The organism is Streptomyces sp. NPDC059224 (assembly GCF_042754285.1).
Taxonomy (GTDB): domain Bacteria; phylum Actinomycetota; class Actinomycetes; order Streptomycetales; family Streptomycetaceae; genus Streptomyces.
Map to the genome: position 1 here is coordinate 88,574 of NZ_JBHZAN010000023.1, position 24,607 is coordinate 113,180.

At 74.7% G+C, this 24,607-nt stretch carries 21 protein-coding genes; 6 read left to right on the forward strand and 15 right to left on the reverse strand.

Going from position 1 to position 24,607, the window contains the following annotated elements; translation table 11 throughout:
- Positions 1 to 3 precede the first annotated feature (3 nt).
- Positions 4 to 1,080, reverse strand: a complete 1,077-nt coding sequence (locus ACFXI4_RS25620) for an NAD(P)-binding domain-containing protein (RefSeq protein ID WP_384994984.1) — start codon at positions 1,078 to 1,080, stop codon at positions 4 to 6.
- A gap of 88 nt (positions 1,081 to 1,168) precedes the next feature.
- On the opposite strand from ACFXI4_RS25620, the gene ACFXI4_RS25625 reads away from it, so the two are divergent.
- On the forward strand, positions 1,169 to 1,591 hold the full coding sequence (locus tag ACFXI4_RS25625) for a secondary thiamine-phosphate synthase enzyme YjbQ (RefSeq protein WP_384994986.1): 423 nt from the start codon (positions 1,169 to 1,171) through the stop codon (positions 1,589 to 1,591).
- A gap of 32 nt (positions 1,592 to 1,623) precedes the next feature.
- Here the strand turns inward: ACFXI4_RS25625 and ACFXI4_RS25630 are convergent, their stop codons facing one another.
- The 4 genes from ACFXI4_RS25630 to ACFXI4_RS25645 are packed head-to-tail and all read right to left on the reverse strand — an operon-like array spanning position 1,624 to position 3,685.
- Entirely contained in the window at positions 1,624 to 1,896 is a 273-nt protein-coding gene (locus ACFXI4_RS25630; RefSeq protein WP_384994989.1) for a hypothetical protein, read from the reverse strand.
- Between the two features lie 30 nt (positions 1,897 to 1,926).
- A complete protein-coding gene (locus ACFXI4_RS25635; RefSeq protein ID WP_384994991.1) occupies positions 1,927 to 2,379 on the reverse strand; it encodes a hypothetical protein in 453 nt (150 codons plus the stop codon).
- A complete protein-coding gene (locus ACFXI4_RS25640) occupies positions 2,376 to 3,392 on the reverse strand; it encodes a metallophosphoesterase family protein (protein ID WP_384994994.1) in 1,017 nt (338 codons plus the stop codon). Before ACFXI4_RS25640 ends, ACFXI4_RS25635 begins: the two co-directional genes overlap by 4 nt.
- Complete coding sequence (locus ACFXI4_RS25645) at positions 3,389 to 3,685, reverse strand: plastocyanin/azurin family copper-binding protein (RefSeq protein ID WP_384994997.1); 297 nt, start codon at positions 3,683 to 3,685, stop codon at positions 3,389 to 3,391. The genes ACFXI4_RS25640 and ACFXI4_RS25645 overlap by 4 nt, the downstream gene beginning before the upstream one ends.
- Positions 3,686 to 4,275: 590 nt before the next feature.
- Between ACFXI4_RS25645 and ACFXI4_RS25650 the strand changes: the two genes are divergently transcribed.
- The 4 genes from ACFXI4_RS25650 (at position 4,276) to ACFXI4_RS25665 (ending at position 6,687) form a co-directional block, all read left to right on the forward strand.
- Positions 4,276 to 4,878: a sigma-70 family RNA polymerase sigma factor gene (locus ACFXI4_RS25650; protein ID WP_384995000.1), complete on the forward strand. Its 603-nt coding sequence runs from the start codon at positions 4,276 to 4,278 to the stop codon at positions 4,876 to 4,878.
- A 25-nt stretch (positions 4,879 to 4,903) separates the two neighbouring features.
- The gene (locus ACFXI4_RS25655) at positions 4,904 to 5,692 is read left to right on the forward strand and encodes a zf-HC2 domain-containing protein (RefSeq protein WP_384995003.1); all 789 of its coding nucleotides are present in this window, start codon (positions 4,904 to 4,906) and stop codon (positions 5,690 to 5,692) included.
- 108 nt (positions 5,693 to 5,800) lie between these two features.
- On the forward strand, positions 5,801 to 6,229 hold the full coding sequence (locus tag ACFXI4_RS25660; RefSeq protein WP_362732928.1) for an ATP-binding protein: 429 nt from the start codon (positions 5,801 to 5,803) through the stop codon (positions 6,227 to 6,229).
- The gene (locus tag ACFXI4_RS25665) at positions 6,226 to 6,687 is read left to right on the forward strand and encodes a hypothetical protein (protein WP_384995006.1); all 462 of its coding nucleotides are present in this window, start codon (positions 6,226 to 6,228) and stop codon (positions 6,685 to 6,687) included. Before ACFXI4_RS25660 ends, ACFXI4_RS25665 begins: the two co-directional genes overlap by 4 nt.
- A gap of 58 nt (positions 6,688 to 6,745) precedes the next feature.
- On the opposite strand, the gene ACFXI4_RS25670 is transcribed toward ACFXI4_RS25665, so the two are convergent.
- From ACFXI4_RS25670 to ACFXI4_RS25705, 8 genes are all read right to left on the reverse strand, one after another.
- Positions 6,746 to 7,486 carry a class I SAM-dependent DNA methyltransferase gene (locus tag ACFXI4_RS25670; RefSeq protein ID WP_384995008.1) on the reverse strand — a complete coding sequence of 247 codons (741 nt, stop codon included), beginning with the start codon at positions 7,484 to 7,486 and terminating at the stop codon, positions 6,746 to 6,748.
- Complete coding sequence (locus ACFXI4_RS25675) at positions 7,483 to 8,358, reverse strand: LuxR C-terminal-related transcriptional regulator (protein WP_384995010.1); 876 nt, start codon at positions 8,356 to 8,358, stop codon at positions 7,483 to 7,485. Before ACFXI4_RS25675 ends, ACFXI4_RS25670 begins: the two co-directional genes overlap by 4 nt.
- 160 nt (positions 8,359 to 8,518) lie before the next feature.
- Complete coding sequence (locus tag ACFXI4_RS25680; RefSeq protein WP_384995013.1) at positions 8,519 to 10,309, reverse strand: hypothetical protein; 1,791 nt, start codon at positions 10,307 to 10,309, stop codon at positions 8,519 to 8,521.
- Positions 10,306 to 13,797: a DUF5682 family protein gene (locus ACFXI4_RS25685; protein WP_384995015.1), complete on the reverse strand. Its 3,492-nt coding sequence runs from the start codon at positions 13,795 to 13,797 to the stop codon at positions 10,306 to 10,308. The genes ACFXI4_RS25680 and ACFXI4_RS25685 overlap by 4 nt, the downstream gene beginning before the upstream one ends.
- The gene (locus ACFXI4_RS25690) at positions 13,794 to 14,957 is read right to left on the reverse strand and encodes an AAA family ATPase (protein ID WP_384995017.1); all 1,164 of its coding nucleotides are present in this window, start codon (positions 14,955 to 14,957) and stop codon (positions 13,794 to 13,796) included. The genes ACFXI4_RS25685 and ACFXI4_RS25690 overlap by 4 nt, the downstream gene beginning before the upstream one ends.
- Before the next feature lie 34 nt (positions 14,958 to 14,991).
- Complete coding sequence (locus ACFXI4_RS25695; RefSeq protein WP_384995019.1) at positions 14,992 to 19,959, reverse strand: hypothetical protein; 4,968 nt, start codon at positions 19,957 to 19,959, stop codon at positions 14,992 to 14,994.
- The gene (locus ACFXI4_RS25700) at positions 19,956 to 20,810 is read right to left on the reverse strand and encodes a DUF4132 domain-containing protein (RefSeq protein ID WP_384995022.1); all 855 of its coding nucleotides are present in this window, start codon (positions 20,808 to 20,810) and stop codon (positions 19,956 to 19,958) included. Before ACFXI4_RS25700 ends, ACFXI4_RS25695 begins: the two co-directional genes overlap by 4 nt.
- A 207-nt stretch (positions 20,811 to 21,017) precedes the next feature.
- A complete protein-coding gene (locus ACFXI4_RS25705; RefSeq protein WP_384995025.1) occupies positions 21,018 to 21,410 on the reverse strand; it encodes a DUF5997 family protein in 393 nt (130 codons plus the stop codon).
- A gap of 154 nt (positions 21,411 to 21,564) precedes the next feature.
- Between ACFXI4_RS25705 and ACFXI4_RS25710 the strand changes: the two genes are divergently transcribed.
- Complete coding sequence (locus ACFXI4_RS25710; RefSeq protein WP_384995027.1) at positions 21,565 to 22,344, forward strand: LysR family substrate-binding domain-containing protein; 780 nt, start codon at positions 21,565 to 21,567, stop codon at positions 22,342 to 22,344.
- A 40-nt stretch (positions 22,345 to 22,384) separates the two neighbouring features.
- On the opposite strand, the gene ACFXI4_RS25715 is transcribed toward ACFXI4_RS25710, so the two are convergent.
- Positions 22,385 to 23,827, reverse strand: a complete 1,443-nt coding sequence (locus tag ACFXI4_RS25715) for an MFS transporter (protein ID WP_384995030.1) — start codon at positions 23,825 to 23,827, stop codon at positions 22,385 to 22,387.
- A gap of 91 nt (positions 23,828 to 23,918) precedes the next feature.
- Positions 23,919 to 24,395 (reverse strand): Lrp/AsnC family transcriptional regulator, encoded by a 477-nt coding sequence (locus tag ACFXI4_RS25720; RefSeq protein WP_384995033.1) that lies wholly within the window; start codon positions 24,393 to 24,395, stop codon positions 23,919 to 23,921.
- Positions 24,396 to 24,607 lie beyond the last annotated feature (212 nt).

The window sequence follows — 24,607 nt, forward strand, 5'->3', positions numbered from 1 at the left end:
GTGTCACGCGGCGACCCGCTCTCCCGCGAGCAGCCGCCTGATGTCCGTGACGGCCTGGCGGCCGGCGCGGTTGGCGCCGATGGTGCTGGCCGAGGGGCCGTACCCCACGAGATGGACCCGCGGATCGACGACCGAACGGGTTCCCTCGACGCGGATCCCGCCGCCCGGCTCGCGCAGCCGCAGCGGCGTCAGATGGTCGAGGGCGGCACGGAAACCGGTCGCCCACAGGATGACGTCGGCCTCGACACGACTGCCGTCGCTCCACTCCACCCCGTCCGGCGTCAGGCGGGCGAACATCGGGCGCCGGTCCAGGACACCGTCCCTCAGGCCCTGGCGGATCGCGTCGTTGAGGGGCAGCCCGGTCACCGAGACCACGCTCCGCGGCGGCAGCCCCTGCCGGACCCGCTCCTCCACCAGCGCCACCGCGGACCGGCCCGCGCCCTCGTCGAAGGGCCCCTCACGGAAGACCGGCGGGCGCCGGGTGACCCAGGTGGTGGCGGCCGCGTACGGGGCGAGCTCCAGCAGGTGCTGGGTGCCGGAGGCACCGCCACCGACGACCACCACCCGCTTCCCGGTGAACTCCTCGGGCCCGGCGTACTGCGCGGTGTGCAACTGCCGGCCGCGGAACGTCTCCTGACCCGGGTAACGCGGCCAGAACGGCCGGTCCCAGGTACCGGTCGCGTTGATCAGCGCCCGCGCCGACCAGTCCCCGGCGTCCGTCTCCACGAGCAGCCGTCCGCCCTCGCCCTCGCGCACCGCGCGGACGTTCACGGGGCGCCGTACGCGCAGGTCGAAGGTGCGCTCGTAGTCCGCGAAGTACGCGCCGATCACCTCGGCGGAGGGCCGCGCCGGGTCGGCCCCGGTCAGCTCCATGCCCGGCAGCGCGTGCATCCCGTGGACCTTGCCGTACGTCAGCGACGGCCACCGGAACTGCCAGGCGCCGCCCGGGGCGGGGGAGTGGTCCAGGACCACGAAGTCGCGGTCCGGCTCGAAACCGGTGCGGCGCAGGTGATAGGCGCTGGACAGACCGGCCTGACCAGCGCCCGCGACGACCACCTCGACCTCGCGCATGTTGTTCACGCTTCCACCAACAGGAGACCCGCCACGGATCTTCCCGCCACGGCGGCCGCGTGCGCCGGCGGTGCGGCGGATGCGCGAGGATGGGGGCATGCCGGATGCCTTCACCACACGCGTGCTGCACGTCACCACCGGGACCCGCGAGCGGGTCGTCGACCTGACCGCGGAGTGCGAGGCCTTCCTCCGCGAGGCCGCGGCCGGCCGGGACGGCCTGCTGAACGTCTTCACGCCGCACGCGACGGCCGGGATCGCGGTCATCGAGACCGGCGCCGGCAGCGACGACGACCTGCTGGCCGCCCTGCACACCCTGCTCCCCGCCGACGACCGCTGGCAGCACCGGCACGGCAGCCCGGGCCACGGCCGCGACCACGTCCTGCCGGCCTTCGTGCCCCCGCACGCCACCCTCCCGGTGATCGACGGCCGGCCGGCACTGGGCACCTGGCAGTCGGTGTGCCTGGTCGACACGAACAAGGACAACACCGACCGTCAGGTCCGGCTGAGCTTCCTGGGCTGACTTCACCGCGGGCGGGGACGGGCCCGGACCGCTCAGGCGGGCGGCTGGTGGAGCAGCGCGGCCCGCAGGGCCTGATCGGTGATCTGGTCGGGAGGGCGGTGAAGCGTCCAGCGGTGTGCCTCGCCGTCCATGGGGAGCACGGCGACGACGGTCCTGCGCGGTGGCCGGCCGGGTTCGGTGTACCGGAACTCGCGGATCACGACGGCGGTGTCGTCGTCCAGGCCGAGCAGGGCGCGCACGCGCTCCCTCAGTCCGCGCGGCCGCGGGCTCGGTCCGCCGGTTGCCGGGTGTGGTTGCGGTGGCATGGGGAGACTCCTTGGTTCCGTTCGGTTCTGTCACTTGGGTGGGGTGTGGAGGGTGACCCGGTCCCGGGCCGGCGGTCGGCGGGGGGCCCGGCCGGCGCGGCGCCGTCTGGCCACGCCTGCCTGCCGGACGGCGATGAGCAGCAGGGTCCCGGCTTCGGCCAGGAGGCTGAGCAGGGCCTGCGGGGCCGGCTGCAGACCGTGTTCGGTGAATCCGAAGACGCCCACGGTGCGGGAGGCGGCGAATCCGCCGAGGGCGCCCAGCGCCACACCGCCGGCGGCGAGCGACAGCAGCGGCGGCATGCCGATCAGCAGCAGGGCGGCGACCGCGAAGGACACGCTCGCCTGGACCAGGAAGAGGGGGCCGACGACGTGGATGAAGCGGTACCCGTCGGCGTAGAGCCGGGCGTGGAGGTACCCGCTCACGGCGAGGGTGACGGCGGTCGCCACGCGCAGGGCCGGGTCGAGGAGTCTTCCGGGCGTCATGTCAGCCTCTCTTCCTTGATCGCCAGCTCCCGGTCGCCCCGCCGGTAGCCGACGGTGCGGATGCCGAGGGCGTCCTTGAGCTGTCGGGCGGGGACGACCTGAGGCGTCGGTGCGGGGGCCCGGCCCGGCTTCGGCAGCGGGTAGGCCGTGGTGGTGGCGGAGTGGAAGGTGATGTTGCCGTCCGTCTTCGTGAACAGCTGGTGGACATGCCCGTTGAGGCAGGTGACGGAGGAGAAGCGGCGCAGGAGCGCGATGACCCGCAACGCGTCGTCCGTGCTCCAGCCCCACCGCGGATACATGGCGAACAGCGGGATGTGGCTGAAGACGACGATGGGCGTGTCCGACGACAGTCCCTGCAGGTCCTTGCGTACGAACTCGATCTGTTCGTCGCCCAGATGGCCGAGCTTCTCCAGGCTCAGGGTGTTGACCAGGGCGATGACGTGCACGCCGTGGGTGTCGAAGCTGTACCAGCCGTCGCCGAGCGTGCCCTTGCCGAAGGTCTGCCGGTAGGCGCGGCCCCCGTCGCCGATGGAGTCGTGCTCGCCCGGCACGGTGAAGACGCGGTCGGTCTCCATGCCGGTCAGCATCTGCCGGACCTGGTCGAACTGGGCTGCCGTGGAAAGGTGGGTGAGGTCACCGCTGTGCATGACGAAGTCGGGCCGGAATCCGAGCGAGTTGACCTGGTGGATGGCTTCGGTGAAGGAGCCGACCACGTCCGTGTTCGCCGGGCCCTGGAATCCGATGTGGCTGTCGGAGACCTGCACGAAACGCAGCTCCCCGCTCGCCGTCGTTCCGTCCGTCGCCGAGGCCGCCCCGGCGGTGGTGTCCCCGGAGCCCGCGATCTGACTGACCACCTCTCCGGCGGTCAGGGTCAGGACCACGGCCCCGCCGAACCATCCCGCATGCCGCAGGAGCTGGCGGCGGGTCATGTCGTGTTCCCGGGCCGGCTGCTCGGTGCCGTGCTCGGTGCCGTCGCCGGGTCCTGCCGGCTGAGGGTCGAGGTACTCGGTCATCGGGTCACCTCCACGGTGGCGGTCATGAACGGATGGACGGTGCAGAGGTAGGCGTAGGTACCGGGCTTGGTGAACCGGTAGCTGTAGGTGGCGTGGCTGGTCAGGGCGGCCGAGTGCAACGGGCCGCCCGGCTGGGTGCTGGTGACGGTGTGGGGGTCGCTGTCCTGGTTGGTCCAGGTCACCGTCGTGCCCGCCCTGACCTTCAGCGCGGCCGGCGCGAACGCGAAGTTCTTGATCGCCACGGCGTCTCCGGCCACCGGCGCGGTCGGCGTCCCGGTGCTCGGGGGGCTCATGGGCATGCTCATGTGGGGCATCGGCGAGGCGCCGGGAGCGGAGCCTGCCGCGTTCCGCGGTCCGGAGGTGCCGGGCATCCCGGCGGTCTGATGCTGGGCGCGTCCCGGTGTGATGGCGACGGTCCCGGCGGACGGGGCGTGCGACGACTGGCCGCATGCGCTCAGGAGCCCCAGCGCGCCGGCGGTGGCGACGGCAAGTCCGGTGGCGGTGAGTGACCGCCGGCCTGGTGTACGAAGGTGTACATGCATGCTGTTCGTTCCTCGTGATCGGATGGAGTCGGGCAGTGCGCCGAACGGGTGCGCTGACGAGGCGAAGTCTCGGGCGCCATGCGGCGGTTCCCCGTCCGCGGGCGCTGTCCGTGGGCAATCTCCGTGGGCGGGACCGGCCTGGGACGCCGGCGGGATGTGCCGCGTTCGTCGGCTCTCGTCTGGCTTCACGGGCGGCAGGGGGCGAACGGTTCGGTCGGTTCGCACCTTTTTCGACGGCTTTCGCCCTCGTGTGGACAGGGGATGATGACGCTCACGGGGAGTGACTGATCCGGTGCGGTGCATCACAGGACAAAGCGGTGAGTCTGCGTAATGATCGGCTTATGTCCTGGCGTTCCCGAAAACGTGACCCGAGGACCGATCCGGATCGCTCCACGGACCGTGTCTCTGGTAGAGGGACCCTTTCGACCACGGACGAGGAACTGCTGCGCACCCTGTACGCCGAGCACGCGGGGCCCCTGTTCCACTACGCGCTTCGGCTGACCTCGGGTGACCGGCAATGGGCGGAGGACGTCGTGCAGGAGACGTTGCTGCGAGCGTGGCAGCATCCCGACGCGTTCGATCCCGCGCGGGGCCCGGCCCGGGCATGGCTGTGCACGGTCGCCCGGCACCTGGTCATCGATGCCCACCGGGCCCGCCGGGCCAGGCCGGCCGAGGCCGGCGGCGAGGCGCTCGAGCGGGTCGCGGAGCAGGCGCCGGGCGAGGACGAGATCGAGCAGGCGCTGCAGAGCTGGGCGGTGGCGGAAGCCCTCCGGGCGCTGTCCCCTGACCACCGCGCCGTTTTGTTGGAGACCTATTACCGGGGCCGGACCATGGCGGAGGCCGCGCGGGTGCTGGGCATCCCCCTCGGCACCGTGAAGTCGCGGACGTACTACGCCCTGCATGCCCTGCGGCTGGCGCTGCAGGAACGGGGCATCGAGCCATGACCACGCCGTGCGGGAGGTGGGCACCATGAGTGCGGAGTGCGACGCCCTCCGGCTGGCGCTGGGGGGCTACGTCCTGGGCACACTGCCGCCGCAGGAGGCGGAACGGGTGCGCGGCCATCTCGCGGGGTGCGCCGAGTGCCGGGCGGAACACGCCCAGTTGGCGGGACTGCCGGCGCTGCTGGCGACGGTGACCGCGACCGAAGCCGCCGGCCTGACGGTACCCGCTGCCGACGGGGACCCGGCCGGTCGGCTGGTGGCGCGGGCCGCCGAGGGCACGCCGGCCGCTGCGCCCGAGCGGCCCGTCGCGGCCGCGGCACCGCAGGCGCACGAGGCAGGGGTGCTGGAGAGGCTGCTGGGACAGGCCGCCGCCCGGCGCCGCAGGACCTGGCGGATGCAGCTGGCGGGGGCCGCCGCCTCCCTGATGCTCGTGGCGGGAGCGGTCACCGGCGCCTGGCTGGCGACCGTCGGGTCCCTGGGCAGTGAGGCGAAACAGCCCGGACCCACCGCGCCGGCTCCTGCGCGCACCTTCTCCGGAAGCGATCCCGCCACCGGGGTCACCGCCTCGGTGAAGGTCTCGCCCTCCGCCTGGGGCAGCGTCCTGCTGGTCTCCGCCAAGGGAGCGCCCGCCGGGATCACCTGCCGGCTGCAGGCCGTCGGGCACGGCGGGGTCAGGGCGGACGGCGCCACCTGGCGGGCGGGCGAATACCCTCCCGGCACCACGGTCCCGGGCGCGGTTCCCATGTCTCCGAATGCCATCGAGCACTTCGAGATCGTCGCCGGCGACGGCCGGAAACTCGTCACGATCCAGGCGTGAGACAGCGGAGCAAAAGGCGCGAATTTGCTCGAACCGTCCGGCATGTGTCATCCGTGGAACTGAGTGAGCGCTCCTCTACAGGAACCCCCACAGAAGAGTCGGAAGACCATGTCTGTAACCGATGCCCCCCGCCTGAACCCACTGCTCTCCCCGCTCCGCCGCCGCGAGGCACTGCTCACCCTGCCCGCGCAGGAGGCGCACGTCCCCGCCGCTCGTCACTTCGCGGCCGATCTGCTGGAGACCTGGAGCGTTCCGGAGAGCGAGCGGGACTCCGCCGTACTCATCGTCGACGAACTCGCGGCCAACGCCGCCCAGTACGGCCGTGAGCGCATGACCCTGCTGCTCGTGCTCGACCTCGGCACCCTGCACATCGTGGTCAGTGACTCCGGCACCGCCGTGGAGCGCCCCCGCCCCGACATCGCCCCGGACGAGCACGGACGCGGCACCGGCATCGTCCGGTGCCTCGCGGAGTCGACCGAGGTCCACCAGACGCGCGGCGGCCGCGAGGTCCGCGCCTGCCTGAGGTGTTCGGCATGACCGGCCCCGCACGCCAGGGCGACCGCCCCCGTCCGCCGGGCGGGGATGTGCCCCCGGACACCGGCGACGAGATCGACGCTCCGCCCCCGCACGAGGCGTACGCGAACGCGCCCGCCCTGCGCCGCGAGATGCACCGGGTGCTCGCCCTCGGGGCCGAGCGTGACGGCCGCGGGCCCAGGACCGTCGCCGACCCGCCGGCCGACGCCGCGGTCGCCGAACGTGCCTGGCTGCTGCGCCGGGCGGCCCTCATGGACCGGATGGCGCTGGAGAGCGCCGACCCGGGCCCGGCGGGCGCCGCCGCGCAGACCGCCGGACACCTCCTGGCGCACGACCGGTCCCGTCCCGACCTGGTGGCCGGGCCGCACCGACCCGACGAGGTCCCGTCCGGGCAGAGCCACCGCGACTACGTCCGCCAGGAGTACGCCGCCTGGGCCTCCGCCGGGCGGCTCGGCGCCTGAACCCGCTCCGCCCGCCGGACGCGCCGACCGGCTGGATTCCGGCCCCGCGCTCCACGGGCTACGCCGGCCTGCGCCACACGGAGATGTGCTTCGCCGAGTCCCGGGTGAACGGGGAACCGTCCCAGTCCGCGACGCGCCGCTCCGGTTCGAGCCCCGCGATCCTGGCCATCAGATCCAGCTCGGCCGGCCACGCGTACCGGTGCCGGGAGGCGTCGCGGCGGTAGCGGCCGTCCTCGCCGTCACGGGTGAGATGGTGCGAGACGAGGATCTGCCCGACCAGGTCGAAGGTGTCGAAACCGATGTGCCCCGCGGACACGTCGAAGGGCACCGCGGTCTGACCGGGCGGCAGCAGCCGCAGCGGCGGCACCCCCAGCTCGATCACGAACCGGCCGCCGGGCGCCAGATGCCGCGCCGCGTTGCGGAAGCACTCGACCTGCTCGTCCTGCGTGAGCAGGTTCGAGATGGTGTTGTAGACGAGGTACACCAGGGAGAACTCACCGGGCACGGTGGTCGTCGCCATGTCCCCGATCACCACCGGCAGCGTCGCGGCGTCGACCTTGCGGCGCAGCACGGCCGCCATGTGCTCGGAGAACTCGATCCCCACCACGGGCACCCCACGCTCACGGAGTGGCACCCCCACCCGGCCGGTGCCGATGGCGAACTCCAACGCCCGCCCCCGGCCGGCGAGTCCGGCGAGGAACTCGACGGTCGGCCCGAGCACGGCCGCCGAGGTCATCTCGGTCTCCTCGGCGTCGTAACGGTCGGCCTCGGCACGGCTCCACAGCTCGCTGCTCGTCATGGACGGCCACTCTGCCGGGCGGCCTCAACCGCCGTCCACGCAATTTCCCGGCCCCGGTCACTGCTGCGACGGCCGTCCGCCGCCCGGTCGGGGACGGACACCAGACCCAGACGCTGGGCCTTGAGGACCGTGCTCAAACGGTCGCGGGTGCCGAGCTTGCGGTAGATGTTCTCGACGTGCTTGTGCACCGTGCGGGCCGAGATGCCGAGCCGCCGGCCGATCGCGTCCGCCGTCAGGGCATCGGTGAGCAGGAGCAGGACGGTCAGTTCACGGGGCGTCAGCGCACAGTCCGCCGCCCGCTCCTCCGGCTCGCCGGCGGGTGCGGCCGACCCGCGCCACTGCTCCAGCAGTTGGCGCTGCCGCTCGACGGCGGCCAGCAGCGGCTGGGCACGCTCGGCGGTGCGCAGGTGGTCCTCGGTGAAGTCCGCCCCGGAGCGGTAGATCAGGCAGCCGGTGATCGGCGCGACCGTCCCGGGCAGCGGAAGGGCCAGCACCTGGTCCAGGTCCAGGGCCCGGCCGAGCACCCGCGCGGTCTCGCTCGCCGTCCAGGCCCCGCCCGCGAGGCGGCGGGCCGTGGCGGGCACCCGCCCGGGGCCGGCCGCGTAGTGACGGGCGAACGGGTAGCCCGAGCGGAGCACGCCCAGCTCCCGGTGGCCGAGCCGGTCCAACTCGTCGGCGGCAGCGGCGGACATGCCGAGCGTGCCCTCGCCCTCGTTCCAGTCGTCCAGCTTGTAGATCAGCGTCTCGCCTTCGCACAGGTCGGTCAGCGCGTCGGCGAGCAGTGGCCACAGCCGTTCGGGCTCGCGCTCGTTCAACGCGGCCACGGCGAGCCCCGTGAGGCGTTCGTAGGCCCTGTCCAGCCCTCGTATCACGTGTTCCTCTCCGCCCGCGCTCCTACGCAGTTCTACGCATACCCATGCCACGGCCTGCTGTCGCATGCTTCAACCGGGCACCGGGATCGGGTGCGACGACTCCGGTCGTGCGGGCCGCCGGCACGGGGGAGCGGCGGCCCGCGTCCGGTCGTCGGCCCGCTCAGCCGCCCCAGGCCGCGGCACACAGCACACGGTCGACCTCGTCCGCGTAGCGCGCCGCGGTCAGCCACGCCCGCGCGAACCGGCCCGTGTCGGCCGGCAGCAGGCGGCCGAAGGCGTCGCGCGAGCGCTCCGCCGCGGCCGCGAGCAGCTCGTCGAGGACATCCCCGGCCGTGGCGAGACCGTGCCGGTGCAGCCGGTGGACGTCCGCGGTCGTGTTCCCCGGGAAGGCCAGCACCCGCCGGCCGCCCGCGGCCGCCTGCTCGACCCTGCGGCGCAGCAGGTGCAGCGGCGCCTCCTCGGCGGTGGGCACGGCAGAGGCCGCCGCCGGAGCCGGCAGGTCCGCGTGCTGGAGCCGGTCCAGGCCCACGTCGACACGGTTCCCGGCGATCGTCGGATGCTCGGTCGCGAGCAACTGGGCACGGGCGTGCGGGGCGGACACCAGACGCGCGACCACACGCAGCCGACCGCCCCGGGCCGCCGACAGCAACCGCAGGTTGTCGCGGTGCGGCAGCGCCGGATGGTCGTGTGCCGCCGTCAGCCGCAGCGGCACCCCGCCGCAGTCGGCCAGCAGAGCGTCGCCCGCCGCCTCGCGTGCCACGCCGGCCGGGGTGACCTCCAGGAACAGCAGATCGTGACCGCCGCTCTGGGCACGCCCGACCTGCTCGGCCACCGGCACCGTCCACAACCGGTCCAGTGGTTCGGCCCGCCAGCCCGCTCCGGACGCGCGCACGGCCCGTACCCCCGCGCCCGCTCCCAGCCGCCCGGTCGCGGACACCGTCGCGCCCGACACCGCGAGGCCCGCCCGCGCCAACTCCCGGTGCGTCAGAGCGGTGTCGCCGATGCGGACGGCGCGGTCGGCGGCGCCCACCGCCCGGCCCGCGCCGCCCGGGGCCACGTCCGAGACCGTGTACAGGCGGCCCTCGGCGTCGGCGGTCCAGGTGACGGCGCCCGCGTAGCCGCTCGCGGTCAGCACGGGTTCGGAGAACAGCCCGTACAACCGCAGCGAACCGTCCGGGGTGTACGGCTGCCGTACGGTGCCGCGCAGCCCGGTCAGTTCCGGGCCGGTCGCGGACGGAACGCGGTGAGCCACGTACAGGGTCTCCGACAGGGCGGCCACCAGCTCGGCGAGCCGGAACGCCGGGTCGGCGGCGCGGACCGCACGCAGGGCGGTGACCACGGAGACCACGGCCGTGGCCGCCCGGGGGAGCCCCGCGAGACGCGCGGCGTGCGCGGCGTGCAGCAGCTCCGCCTGGAGCACCGCGCCGGAACCGTCCGTGCCGGCGTCGAGCACAGCGGCCGCGGCGGCGAGAACGGCTCCGGCGGCGACGCGTTGAGGGTGCGTGGCGGATTCCTCGGAGGCGGGAGGCGGAGCGGGGGCGGGAGCCGTTGGTGCCGTCGAGCCGGACGCCGGTTCATCGAGGGTCTCCGGGGAGCCCGGCACCGCGACGGCCGCGACGGCCGCGACGGCCGCGTCGGCCGTCGGCGCGGGCGCAGGCGCGTCCGCCACCGGTGCCGCCGAAGCCGCCGCCGCGCGGTGCAGGCAGTCCGGGGACAGCAGACAGCCGCAGCGGATGGCCGCCGTCCCGGCCACGACGCCCCCGGGGGCGTGCAGTTCGAGCTCCGAGCCCTCGTCGTCGACGGTGACGCGCACGGTGTCGCCGTCCCGGACCACCGGGCGGCCCGCCAGCTTGGCGACGCCCGCGTCCAGCCGCTTGCGCAGCCGGGGCGAGAGCGCCGCGACCAGTTCGGCGGTCACCGCGGGCGCGACCGCGGGCAGTTCGAGGCTCATGCGATCTTCTCCCCTACCCAGCGGGCGAGTTCGAGGGGGCTGAGAGCGGCGACCGGCATGCCGGCGGCCACCAGCTGTCCGGCGATCCCGGTGGAGTACCGGGGGCGCCCCGAGTCGTCGAGGCTGGCGCAGCCCAGCACCTGACACCCCGCGGCGACCAGCGCCCTGACCTCGGCGAGCAGCCCGCCGACCGGGTAGCCCTCCTCGAAGTCGCTGACCACGACGACGAGCGTCCGGGACGGCACCGTCACCAGCTCGCGCGCATGCCGCAGTCCGGCCGCGATATGGGTGCCGCCGCCCACCCTGACCTCCAGCAGCAGCGACAGCGGGTCCTCGACATGGTCGGTGAGGTCGATGACCTCGGTGGAGAACGCCAGGAAGTGCGTGGACAGGGTCGGCACACCGGCCAGCACGGAGGCCGTGAGCGCCGCCCAGACGGTCGACGCCTCCATGGACCCCGACACATCGGTGACCAGGACCAGCCGCCAGTCGGACGCGCGCCGGGCCCGGGTGCGGAAGACCGGACGCTCCGGGACCACCCGGACCGTGCCGTCGGCCGCCCGGCGGGCGGTGGCCAGGTTGGCCCGCAGCGTACGGGGCAGGTCGAGGCCGCCGCCCGGTCGCCTGCCGGGGCGGGGCAGCGTCGTGCCGTGCAGCGCGGGGCGCAGTCGCGTCGCCAGCTCCCGGGTCAGAGCGTCGACCAGGCGTCGCACCAGTGGGCGCAGCGCGGCCAGCCTGGCCTCCGGCAGCCCGCCCGCGTGCCGCAGCACCGAGCGCAGCAGATCCACGGAGGGGCGCACGCTGTCCGGGTCCAGCTCGGCCAGCACGTCCTGACGGCCGGTCGCGGCGGCCGCCGCCAGCACCTCCTCCCGGACACCCGGCCCGAACAGCGCCGCGAGTTCCTGCGACCACTCCCGCACCCCGGGATACGGCGCCTCGCGCCCGCCGCCGGTACCGCCACCGAGGTCGCCCCGGCTGCCCTCACCGCGCCCGCTGCCGTACAACTCGTCGAGCGCGGTCGCCACCGCGCGTGCCCGCGGGGGGAGTTGATCGGCGCGGCGGCCGAGCAGCAGGCGCCAGCGGTCGGCGGGGGCCAGCCGATGGTCCGCCAAGAGCGCGGCGGCGCTGACGGCGGCGGGCTCCGCGTGTCTGCGGCGGGGCGGCAACAGGCCTAGCGTGTGCAGGGTCTCGCGGGCGGCGAGATCCGCCCGCGCCCAGATGGCCAGCGCGGCGGGGTCGACGGCGCCGGTGTCGGCCACCCGGTCGGCGCCCAGACGCTCCTCCACACCGGCCAGCAGCCGGCCGCGGTCGGCCGGGCTCAGCGCGTCGAAGCCGCCCCGCAGGGCCGGCAGCCGGTCGAGGAAGTCCCGGTCGGACAGCTCCGACACCCGGCCGACCAGCGGTTCCAGCGCCGGCGCGGCCGCCTCCAGCAGGCGTCCGGCGGCCGTCAGCAGCCCGGTCAGCCGGGCGGTGAGCGCGGTACGCGACTCGGCGTCGACAGCCCCGTCCACCCAGGAAGCGACCCTGCCCCCGAAGTCACCCGGGTCCTCCTGACCGAGCAGGACCCGGACGGCTCCGGCGGCACCCCGCATCAACGGGGACCCGCCGGCGGCCAGCCGGGCCAGCGCGTCGGTGAGCCGGATCCCGCCCGACAGATCGGCACGATGGGCGAGTTCGAGCAGTGCACGGGCGTCGGCCGGGTCCTCGGAACCCGTGAGGCCGTCCACCTGGCGCACCGCGGCGGCGGTCAGCAACTCGGCCGCGGCGACCACGCGGGCCGTACGGTCCTCGTCCGTGCCGAGACCGGCGACATGACCGGCCCGCAGCCGGTCCAGCAGGGCCAGTCCGGTGAGGAGCTCGGGCAGGGTGCCGGCGTTCGGCAGGGCGGCCGCGGTGTCGTCGAGCCGCTCGTCCACCAGGCCGGGCAGGCCGCAGCGGGCCGCCTGCCCCAGGCCGTCGAGCACCTGCGCCGCCGTGGGGCCGCCCGCCTCCCGCTCCTTGCGGCTCCGCTCGCGCAGCAGGCCCTCGGCGGCCTGGACGAGGGTGACCCCGCGGACCCCGGCCGCCGTCAGCATCGCGGCGGTCGCCGGGGTCCAGCGCACCTCCCAGCGCGAGGTGAGGGCCTCGGCACCGCCGGTACCGGTCACCTGCCTGTGCTCGGCGTAGGGCACCGAGCACAACGCCAGCCGGTGCAGCAGCAGTTCGCGGCGCCGGTCGAGGTCCGAGCGCAGGGGGTCGAGCCGCAGGTCCCGGGCGGGCCCGGGGTCCGCGGGGCCGGGCAGACCGAGGGCCGCGAGGTCGGCCTCCACGGCGGGTGCCAGGCCGCTTCGCGGAGCGCCGGGCGCGGGCGAGCCGGTACGAGTACCCACCAGCACGCTCTCCATCGCCCGCGCCACGGCTCGGCCACGCCCGTAGGGCTCTCCCTGCGTCAGCACGGTCTGGACCGCTTCGACCAGCTCTCCGCGGCCCGCGGCCGGCAGGCCGCGCAGCCGGGCGAGATCTCCCGCGAGGCGGGTGATCTCCCGGGCGTCGGCGGGACCCGACGGGTGGCCCAGCTCGCGGAGGCCGGCACAGATCCGGACCGCCGAACTGGTCAACGCGTCCTGAAGAGCGGCCGGTTCACCGGCCGCTTCGAGGATCAGGTGCTGCCATTCGGGATCGCGGATGCCTGCCGGGTAACCGGAGCGCTCGTCCAGGAGGGCGTAGGTGTAGGGGATGAGTGAGGTGGCCCATCCGGCCGTGGCCGGGCGGGGGCCGGTCGTACCCGCCTCGTGGTGGCCGCACATCGACCGCGGCCCCGCGTCCCCGGAGGGGCTCAGCAGCGCGGGAGTGTGGAAGGCGCCCACGAGCACGGCCGCCCGGCCGCCGCCCCGCGTGGCCTCCGCCAGCCGGGAACGCATCCACTCCTCCCGCCGCAGGTCGACCTCCGGCACATCCGACTCCGCCCGCAGCGCCCACCCCGTCAGCAGGGCCGCCCGCCGCAGCGCCTCCGGTGCCGAACCGGGCGCGGCGGCCTCGACCAACCGGTCCCAGAGGTCCTCGCCCGCGCGTCCGGTGATCCGGGAACGCAGGGCGCCCGACAGCCGGCCCGGCCCCTGCGCCGTGCGTTCCCCCTCGTGCCATCCCCGATCCGCCAGCGGCAGATCGCAGGCCACCACCGGTACTCCCTGCCGCGCCGCCCACCGCACCGCCGCCAGCTCCGGGGAGAAGTCGGCGAACGGATAGAACGCCGGCCCGCCGCTGCCGTCGGACGGTGCCGCCGCCAGGGCCACCGGGGCCCGGGTCTCCTCGTGGGCCAGCCACGGCAGCCACTCCTGCAGCTCCGCGGGCAGCTCGACCAGGAGCACGTCCGGCCCGGCGGCGTCCAGCAGCTCGGGCACGGCCGCGGCCAGGGAGGGCGCGTGGTGCCGTACGCCGATCAGGTACGGGCCGGCAGGGTCGGTGAGGGCCGCCAGAGCGGCCTCGGGGGAGTCGGTCACGATGGTCACGCCTCCAGGACCGTGCGCAGGTCCCACAGGGTGCGCCAGGTCGCCGAGCCCTGTTCCGCGCGCCGGCGCACCGGACCGTCCCAGTAGCCGCGCAGCCGTGCCGCGTCGGCGGGATCGTCCTTGCGCACGACGCCCAGGAGATGTCCCGGGAGCAGGCCGAGGACATCGCGGTCCCCGGGGAAGTAGGCCGCGGCCAGGGCCAGCGCGCCCGCCACCGACACCGCCTCCGCCGTGCTCATCACCGTGGACGGGCGCTCCACCTCCCAGCCCTCCGCCGACCGTCCCTCCCGCAGATCCCGGAACGCGGTGACCAGCGCCTCGAGCACCGCGTCGTCGACCTGGAACGGCGCTCCGGCCCGCTCCACCGACGCCCGGGCCTGGCCACGCACCAGCGCGGTCTCGGCGTCCAGGTCCGCGATCGGGCCCACGGTCTCGAAGTTGAAACGGCGCTTGAGCGCGGCCGACATCTCCGAGACGCCCCGGTCGCGCAGGTTGGCCGTGGCGATGAGGGTGAAGCCGGGCGCGGCGTGCGCCAGCGCGTCCTCGGTGCCCGCCAGTTCGGGCACCGCGATGCGCCGCTCGGACAGCAACGACACCAGGGAGTCCTGGACCTCGGGCAGACAGCGGGTCACCTCCTCCACCCGGGCCACGGCGCCCCGGGACATCGCGGTGAGCACCGGGGAGGGGACGAGCGCCTGCCGGCTGGGCCCCTGGGCGAGCAGCAGGGCGTAGTTCCAGCCGTACTTGAGCTGGTCCTCGGTCGTGCCCGCGGTGCCCTGGACGACCAGCCCGCTGGTGCCGCACACGGCGGCCGAGAGCAGCTCGGACAGCATCGACTTGGCGGTACCGGGCTCGCCCACCAGCAGCAGACCCCGCTCCCCGGCGAGCGTGACCACACAGCGCTCGACCAGGGCCCGGTCGCCGACGAACTTGCCCGCCACGACCAGCCGGCGCGGCACCCCGGCCGGCACCTCGGCGTCGTCCGGCAGCCGCAGCGCCCGGCCGTCGCTGCCCATGACGAAGGTGACGACGGCGCGGGGCGTGAGCCGCCAGGCGGGCGGGCGCGGCCCGCCGTCGTAGGCGGCGAGGAAGGCCAGTTCGGTGGCGTACCGGTCCTCGGGCGGCACGATCTGGCGGAGCGGAGCGGCACTGGCGGTCATCGGTGGTCGTCCTTCGCGGTGGTACGGATCGTGGTCATCGGCGGCGGCCGGCGCGAGCGGCCCGCGTGGTCAGCTGCTCGTACGCGGGCGCGTCCCCGGCCCGCACGCGCTCCCAGGCGCGGGCGAACAGTTCCGGCACCGGGACCAGCGGGAGGGTGCGTTCGCCGTCGGAGACCGGGTAGAGCGCCTCCTTCCAGGTCTCCACCGGCAGAGCCGGGGCCTTGAGGTCGCGCCAGCCGCCCGGCAGGAAGAGGGTGCGGCCGGCGCGCGGGCGCTTGGCCTCGACGACCAGGGCGGCCGCCGCCAGTTCGGCGCGGGCCTTCTTCGTCCGGGCGGGCTTCCAGCCTGTCCAGCGGGCGCAGTTGCGGTCGGTCGGGTCTGGCAGCGCCAGCAATTGGAGGTAGAGCGCCGCCGCGTCCTCGCCGAGACCCTGGGCCGAGGCGACCTCGGCGACCAGCGCGGGCACGCTGACCGTAGGGTCCTGGGCGTACCCGGCGGGCCCGTCGGCGGCGAGGGCGCGGGCCAGGTCGTCGCCGAGGATCGTCCGCAGGGCGCGCAGCCCGGTGGTGCGCCCCTCGCCGACCAGCCCCTCCAGGAGCCCGAGGACCGGGTCGTCCGCTCCGCTCAGCGTGGCGGGCCGGATCATGACGTGCTCCGTCTCCGCGTACCAGGGGCGCAGCACCAGCGTGTCACCGGCCCGGGTCAGTCCGTCGGCGTCGGCGCCGCCGGACTCGGGCAGGCCGAAGACCCTGCGCAGCTGGACGGAGGTCGGGCCGCCCTTCTCCGTCCACTCCAGGCCCGGTTCGAGCAGCAGCCCGGGGTCGGCCAGCCGGCGGCGCAGCGCGCTGTGCCCGTCCGTCAGCCCGGCTCGCAGCGGATGCCCGTACGGCAGCAGATAGGCGAGCGCCGCGAGGCTCTCCACGGCTCCGGCCAGCGTGTGCGAACCGGGTACCGCCGACGGATCGGCGGGCGCCGGGTCGCCGTCCTCGTCGGGCCGGAACACCGTGGTACGGGCCAGCCAAGGGGTTCGTCCGGGGTTGAGCACCGCCTCGGCGTGAGAGACGCCCATGCCCGCCAGATCGGTGCTGAGATCCTCCGGCAGGCGCACCAGGGTGCCGAGCAGCTCGGCCCACAGCCGGGCCGCGGCCGCCGTGGCGGGGCCGGACGTCCACAGGTCGGCCGGGTCGTCCGGCAGGAGCGCGCCGAGCAGCGCCCGCTGCTCGGCCGGATCAAGGGAGTTCAACATCTCGGCGCCGAAGCCGCGCTGGCGAGGCTTGAGACCGATGGTGGCAAGGCCGTCGGCGCCGGGAGCCTGGGGATGGCCGGCCAGCAGCACGGTGGCCTGGAGCGGACCGAGCCCGCCGCCCGTGGCGGCCACCAGCGCCTCGGGGGCCTCGGGTCGCCAGGGTGCGGCGCCCTTCTCCCGGACCAGCCGGGTCAGGGCCGCGAGCCGGTCCGCCGGAATCCCGGGGGTGTGCCGGGTCTCCCGGACCAGCGTGAAGTGCCCCACGGCACCGAACGCCCCGGACGGATCGTGGTCCAGGGCCAGCCACTCGACCTGGCCCTGCCGGACGTCCACGCTCTGGCAGCCGAGGACCACCACCGTTCGGCCGTTCCGGCGCAGCACCTGCCCCGCCCGCTGCTGCTTGTCGTGCGGTTCGCTCAGCACCACCTCGCGCAGCGTGCTCCCCAGCCCGGCGAGCGGTCCCTCGGTCAGCGCCTCGAACAGCAGGAGCAGCGGCTCGCGCTGGACGTCGGTCAGGGCCGGTGAGGCGGCCCGGTAGGCGAGCGGGCGCAGCGCTCCCAGGACGGCCGGCCAGATCGCGCCGACGCCGGGGACGGTGTGCTCGTCGCTCAGCCAGCCGTCGCCCAGGGCGGCGAGCTGCTCGTGTCCCGGCAGCGGCTTGCCGTCGGCGGGCCTGCCGGACAGCACATGGTTCACCGACCGGATCTGCCGCAGCGCGGCCCAGCCGTTCTGCCACGCGTTCTGCAGCATGACCACTCCGGCGACGGCGTCGTGCAGGGCCCGGTCCCCGCCGTGCTCGGGGGAGTAGTCGGCGAACATCCCCTCGGTCCGCTGCCGGGGCTGCCGAGGCCGCTCCTGCGCGGGCGTGGCCAGGGACACGGCGGACTCGGCGATCCGCAGCGCAGCCCGGACGACGGAGGCGACACCGGTCAGCAGCCGCCGGTCGGTCAGCGCGGGCAGCGACCGTGCCACCGCGGCCACGGCCACCTCGTCGGCGGCCGGCACCGCGGCTCTGGCCCGCTCGTCCTGCCCGGCCCCGGCCAGCGCCTGCCGGCGTTCGTCCAGTGCCGTCGCCGTCGCCCGCATCAGGGCGCCGGCCGCCTCGTCGCTCAGGGCACGCAGCGCACCGGAGCCGCTTTCGTCACGGGGGCGCAGCGCGTGCCAGAACGCGACCGGCGGCACCAGCCGGGTACCGGCCGCGTACGTCCCGCCGCCCTCGCCGAAGGACAGCCGGCCGAGTTCGGTGCCGTCGCCGGCGTGCAGGGCCACGCTCTGGTGCGTCTGCGCGGCCATCGGCTCGGCCCCGCCCGGCAGCCGCAGCCCGCCCAGCGGCACCCCCCGGACCCGGCCGTCGCGGTCCGCCCGCAGAGCCGCCGTCCGCCCGTCCGGCGTACCGACGACGGTCCGGGCCTCGGCACCCTCGCCCTCCGTGCGCACCCAGCGTCCCAGGACCGTGCCGTCGGTGCCGAACGGGCTGTGCTCGAGCCCGGGTTGCAACGGCAGCACCTCGCAGGAGCCGTGCAGCAGCGACGCGTCCTCGCGGACGGCCGAGGCCAGCAGCGCCGGCAGCGAGGCGCGTCCGTGCTCACCGGTCGCCGGGTCGTACTCCAGCCACACCGACTGCCGCCCCTGCCTGCCCTGACGCCAGTACGTGGTGCCGTCGCCCAGCACCGGGCGGCTCGGCGGCAGGACCGTGTCGCCCGCGTGCAGGGTGTGGCCGCCCGTGGCCCGGCCGCCGCCGGGCAGCGGGATCGACGCGTTGGCCGCGTCCATGCCGGACCACCAGCCGGGCACCTGCTCACCGCCGAGCGAGAACACCTCGGACGGGCGGTTCGACCAGTAGCCGTACTGCTTCGAGCCGTCCCGCCACAGCACCAGCAACTCGCCGTCGGCGTAACGGAACCGGGGCCGTTGCCAGCGGTCCAGGTCCGCCGGCAGCCGCAGGTCGTGCGTGAGCAGCACCCCTTCGGGGCCGACCACGATCGCCTTGTGGCCGCGCGCCAGGATCAGCGCGGGCCACGCCTCGGTCACCGACAGCGCGTTGTCACGGTCCTTGCGCACCTCGGAGTCGAGCAGCTCCAGCGCGTCCTCCAGCGCGGGCCAGCCCAGTTCGTCCAGGAGTCCGGCGCGGAGCGTACGGCCGAGGACCGGGACGACGTCGTACGCGGTGAGCCCTCGCACGGCGGGCGGGCTCTCCGGCATGACCGCCCGGAACGGGCGCAGCCGCTGCAGCTTCGCGTCGGCGCCGGGCAGTCCGGCCGCGGCGGCGAACTGAGCGGTCGCCTCCCGCAGCCACTCGCGCAGCACCGCGCCGAGGACCGGATGCGCGCTCACCCGGGGGAGATCCGCGGGTCCCCGCCCACGCCCGAGCTCCTCGACGGCCTCGGACAGCAGGGTGCGGTAACGGGATTCGGCGGCCAGCGTCTTCAGATCCCGCCGCCCGGGCCGCTCGTCGCGCAGCCAGGCGCTCAGCGGCAGATGCACCTGGGTGTCCGCGTCCGGAGCGGTCAGTGCGACGCCCTCCGACACGCACAGGTCCAGCAGGTCGAGGTCGGCCCCGGCCTGCCAGCGCCCGGTGAACAGGTCAACGGGCCGCCCCGAGGCCCGCAGCCGGGACGCCATCCGCTCGACCAGCGCCAGCGTGGCGGGGGAGCGATGCGAGTACGCCGCCCCGTGCTTGCGGTGCTGGGCCCAGCGGCTCAGCCAGTCCGCCGCGTTCAGGCCCCCGTCGATCCCGTCGGCCCCGCCGTCGGAGGTGAGCAGCAGATCCGCCCCGCACTCGGCCAGCAGCGCCAGCCAGAACTCGTCGTCCGCCACCTCCCGGCCCAGCCCGGCCGGCATGATCTCCAGCAGCCGCACCCGGACCTCGGGCCGGGACTCGGCGAGGACCGGCAGCACACCGCGGTAGGCGTTCCAGAAGGAGGCCGGTGCCCGCACAGCGGCCGGGGAGGCGAGGAGATCGGCGACCAGCGCACACTCCTCGGTGACCCGGTCGAGCCCCGCCGCCCTGATCAGCCCGCGCGCGTCCTGCGGCAGCGAGGCGTACGGGGGCATGCCGGCCGCGCAGCGCTCCACCGTCAGCTGCCGGAACTGGGCCCAGGCGGTGCCCGGTTCGAGCCGTCGGGCGAGGTCCCTCACGTATTCCTTGAGCGCCTTGACGGTGAGCGCCCCGGCGAAGGCGAACTCCAGGAACACCGCACGCTGCCGCTCCTCGTCCACGGCCAGGGCGTGCACCCGCTCCGCCTCGCGGGCCTTGCCGAAGAAGGCCGCCGCGTAGGTGGTGTTCTCGTACTGGAGGAAGACCCGCGCGGCCTGCTCGTAGAAGGTCGGCAGGAAGTGCGGGACGGCCCGGCCCAGCCGTTCGCCGAGCGCCTCGAAGCCCTCCTTCGCGTTGCCCGGCCTGGACTTGGCCTGCCGGGCCAGCCGCTCGACGTCCTTGACCAGGGCGAGGGCGTGATGGCCGTTGGCCGGGTCGTGGACCAGTGCCCAGGCGGGGAAGCCCAGGGTCTCCCGGCGCACCTGACCGACCTCGGGCGCCTCCGGCTCCCGGGCGAGGCCGAGGAACTCCAGGGCCAGGTCCTCGGCCTCACCGAGGGTGCCCGGCACCAGGCGCACCACCGGGCGGTCGTCCAGAGCGGGATGGGTGTAGGTGCGGGCGGTCAGGACGTCGGCGTCCTCGCGCCCGGTGGTGCCCGACGGCAGGATCGCGCCGGCGTCCAGCAGCGCGGCCGTGCTGGTGTCGTCGTACGTGCTCATGCCGCCCGCTCCTCGTCCTCGATGTCCCGCCCGGCGTACAGCGCCGCCGCCATCCGCATGCCCTCCGACCAGGCGACCGGGCCGACCTGACTGAGCCTCAGTGCCCGGCCCGCCGGATCGGTCCACACCAGGGGGCCGGTCTCGGTCTCGTAGTAGGCGTCGAAGTCGCCGACCCACACCCGGGCCTCGATCCCGCGGCCCTCCTCCAGCACGGAGCACACCGCGTGGCCGCCGCGCACCCGGTACCCCAACTGTGTGACCCTGCCGTGCAGGAAGCGCAGCTCCTTGAAGACCCCGCCCGCGTACTCCTCGACCTGCGTGGCGTCCGCGTCCAGGCCGGCGGGGCGGTGCCAGACCTCACGGAAGAGCTGCCGGGCCTGCTGCTCGACGCCCAGCTCGACGGCGAACTCCCGCAGTTCCTCGAGGTCTTCGAGGAGCACCGGATGCGGCAGCCGGACCAGGTCGGGTGTGATGCGCACGGTGTCGCCGTCGAGATCCACCAGGCCGAGCCCGCGCTCGGTGTCGGCGTCCCGCAGGAAACCGGCGACCTCGCCGTCGGCGCCGGTGACCACCAGGTCGCGCAGCGCCGCCTGCCAGGCGGGGTCCGGCCAGACGCGGGTGAGGACCTCCAGCGGCACCGGCAGGGAACGGGTCAACCACCGCTCCACATCGGCCAGGCACTGCCGTTCGTGCCGCTCCAGCCACTCGGAGAGCTGCCGCAGTCCCACCACCGCCGGATCGTCCGCGAGCTTCGCGGGCACGGACTTCAGCCGCCGTCCCGCCGCGTTGCGGCAGATCACCTTCCCGTCGTCCAGGGCCACTTCGTAGTCCCCGGCCGTCACCCACCCCATGCGTGCCTCCCCGCACCGCAGTGATCAAGTGAGGGCGACTGTAGGGGAGAGCACTGACAACGCCCCGCGCGGTCCTCGGCGACGGTGTAAGAACGCGTCGCAGGTGAGCTGGGCGGTCCGACGACATGCGGCAAGGTACGCGAACGGCCCCGGTCCAGGCGGACACGCCTGGACCGGGGCCGTACCGACGTCACGCGGGCGAGGGTCTCAGCCCTGCCGCGCCTCCTTCTCCCGCTTCAGGTTCTTCAGGCGTGCGCCCTCCTTGCGGACCTCCGCCTGGGTGGCGCGTTCCTTCTCCAGCCACTCGGGCCGCTCGCGCCTGAGCTCCTCGATCTGCTCGGTGGTGAGCGGCTCGGTCACTCCGCCGCGCGCCAGCCCCGCGATGGACACGCCCAGCCGCTCCGCGACCACCGGACGCGGGTGCGGCCCGTTGGCCCGCAGTTCGCGCAGCCACTCGGGCGGATCCGCCTGGAGTCCGGTCAGCTCGGCGCGCGAGACGACACCCTCCTGGAAGGCGGCGGGCGTGGCGGGCAGGTACACACCCAGCTTCTTCGCCGCGGTCGCGGGCTTCATCGTCTGGGTGGTCTGGTGCGAACTCATGAGGTCAAGGGTATCGGCCGGGTACGTGAGCGCCGACCACGGCCGACGCGGGGGGCCCGCCACGCCTGACGTGGGGCGGCCCGCCACGGCCGGTGCCGGGCCGCCGGCCACGGCCGATGCGGGGCGGCCGCCGCCGGGCGGTTAACCTGGCCAGGTGACAGGCTCGGAGGAAACACCGTCGTTCCGGCTCGCGTACGTCCCCGGCGTGACGCCCGCCAAATGGGTTCGGATCTGGAATGAGCGGCTGCCCGGCATTCCTCTCAGCCTCCACCAGGTCACGCCCGCCGAGGCGTCCGACCTGCTGCGCGCCCGCGGCGCGGACGCGGGTCTGGTACGGCTCCCGGTGGACCGCACGTTCTTCAGCGCGATCCCCCTCTACACCGAGGCCACGGTGGTCGTCGTACCCAAGGACCACGTGATCACGGCGGCCGAGGAGGTCACCGTCGCCGACCTCGCCGACGAGGTCCTCTTCCACCCCCTGGACGACGTCCTCGACTGGGACGCACCGCCCGGCGAGCCCGCCTTCGAGCGCCCGGCCACCACCGAGGACGCCGTCGAACTGGTCGCCGCCGGCGTCGGCCTGGTGGCCGTTCCGCAGTCGCTGGCCAGGCTCTACCACCGCCGGGACCTCACCTACCGGCCGCTCACCGACGCCCCCCGGTCGACGGTCGCCCTGTCCTGGCCCGAGGAGGCGACCACGGACCTGGTCGAGGACTTCATCGGCATCGTCCGCGGCCGTACGGTCAACAGCACGCGTGGCCGCCAGACCGAACAGCCCTCCCAGGGGTCCCAGGGCGCGCGGACGCAGCCGAAACGGTCGCAGAAGGCGGCCGCGGCGGGTCGTGGCGCACAGGGCCGGGCCGCAGCCGGCGGAGCCAAGCGCGCCCAGTCCGGCAAGCCGGCGAAACGCGGAAAGCCCCGCCGCCGGTCGTAGGCCGCCGTTCGTACGGGCGCCGGCCCAGGACCTCCTGGGTTCAGTCGTCCTGCGGCGCGTGCGAGCGGTCGCGCAGGTCGGCGACGGCCAGGCACAACGCCAGCAGGATGAGCCCGACGGACGTGAGCAGGCCCAGCTGGAGCGCCTCGGTGGCCGGGCCGCCGTTCGCCAGGTGGGCGAAGTACACCGCGCCCACCACGGCGATCCCGGCCGCCGAGCCGACGCGCTGGCCGGTCTGCAGCACCCCGCCGGCCGCGCCGGCGCGCTTCACCGGGACGAGGGTGAGGGTGAGCGTCGTATTGGGGGGGACCGTGACACCGGAGCCGATCCCGCCGATGATCATCGGTACCGCCGCGGCCCATCCCAGGTCCTCCAGCGGCACCAGCCACGCCACCGCGGCGATCCCGAGCAGCCCCACCGCCACTGCGCTGAGGCCGATGACGACCAGCCTGCGCCCGTGGCGCACCACCAGCCGGCCCCCGAGGGCGGCACCGACCGCCGAGGAGACCGCGAAGGGCAGCACCGTGAGACCGGAGGCCAGCGCGCTGTATCCGGCCGCGTTCTGCAGGAAGAGGGCGAGAACGAAGAAGACCGTGGTGAAGCCCGCGAAGTAGCTCAGGCTGATCAGCGCGCCGCGGGTGAAGGACCGCAGCGAGAACAGCTCCAGATCGACCAGGGGCGCCCGGCCGAGCCGGCCCTGGCGCCGTTCCCACGCCCAGAACAGGCACAGCAGCAGCCCGCCCACCGGCAGCAGCGCCCACTTCAGCCGCCCGGTCCACTGCTGCTCCTGCACCAGCGGCAGCATCAGCGCGAGCACCCCGCCACCGAGGAGCACCACGCCGACGGGGTCGAACTCCTCGCGCCGCCCGGTCGAGGGGGGAAACCGAGGCAGCAGCCGCAGTCCGGCCGCGAGCGCGGCCACCCCGATGGGCAGGTTGACGAAGAACACCCAGCGCCAGCCGTCGCCGGTGCCGACCGCGTCGATGATCAGACCACCCGCCAGCGGACCCACCGCCGTCGAGACGCCGATGACACTGCCGAGCAGCCCGAAGGCCCTGGCGCGCTCGGCGCCCTGGAACATCTGCTGGATCAGCCCCGAGGTCTGCGGGGCCACCATGCCCGCCGCCGCGCCCTGGATCAGCCGGAACACCACCAGCCAGTCAGGGCTCGCGGCGAGCCCGCAGGCCGTCGACGCCAGCGTGAACACGGCGAGTCCGATCAGGAAGGCCTGGCGCCGTCCGCGCATGTCGCCGAGCCGGCCGGCCGGGACGAGCGCCAGCCCGAAGGTCAGGGCGTAGCCGGAGACCACCCAGGACTGGGCGGCATCGCTCGCGCCGAGCCCATGCTCGATCGAGGGCAGCGCCACGTTCACGATGGAGGTGTCGAGCAGCGAGATGAAACCGGCCGCCAGACACACCCCGAGCGCCCGCCACCGCCGGTCCTCGGTGGCCGGTCGCTGTGGCTTCGCCCAGGTCGTGGTCATGCCGTCACGCTAGGCAGCCCTCTCGGACATCGCACGACCGGCGGAGCGAACGGCTGGCGGCGCTGCTCCGTGCGGGTGACGCAGGACGCCGTCAGGTGCGTGCGGCCCGGCCGATGGACTCGACCAGGGGAAGCAGTCGGTGCGGGACGCGTTCGCGCAGGACCACCTCGGTGCGGGTGCGTACCACGCCCGGCAGGCTGATCAGCTTCTGGATCACGTCCTCCAGGTGTGCGTTGTCCCTCGCCACCACCCGGGTCAGCAGGTCCCCGCCGCCCGTGACGGAGAAGGCCTCCACGATCTCCGGTACGGCGGCCAGCGCGTCCCCGACATCGTCGAGGTGGCCCTGGGTCACCTCGATGTGCACGAAGGCCAGCACCGGGTGACCGAGCGCGGCGGGGGAGAGACAGGGGCCGGCACCGGTGATCACGCCGTCCCGTTCCAGCCGGTCCAGGCGGGCCTGCAGGGTGCCCCGGGCGACCCCGAGGATCCGGGCGTACTCGCGCACGCTGGTGCGCGGCTGCTCCAGCAGCAGGCGCAGGATGCGGGTGTCGAGCTCGTCCACGGCCATCTGCCCGACTGTACCAATGGCTCACAGCGCAACCGCGCCGATGCGTGCCAATGGCGCCGCGTCAGGGATGAACTGATTCCGGCGAGTGGGCCAATGGTCCAGCAAAATCGGGATGACTTGAGCCAGTCTGCCCGGCGGTGCTCTCATGGGGGGTGTCGATGGCGCTGCGGATCCCCGCGGCGCCATTTCTGTGCCGTCCACAGGAGGGGAAG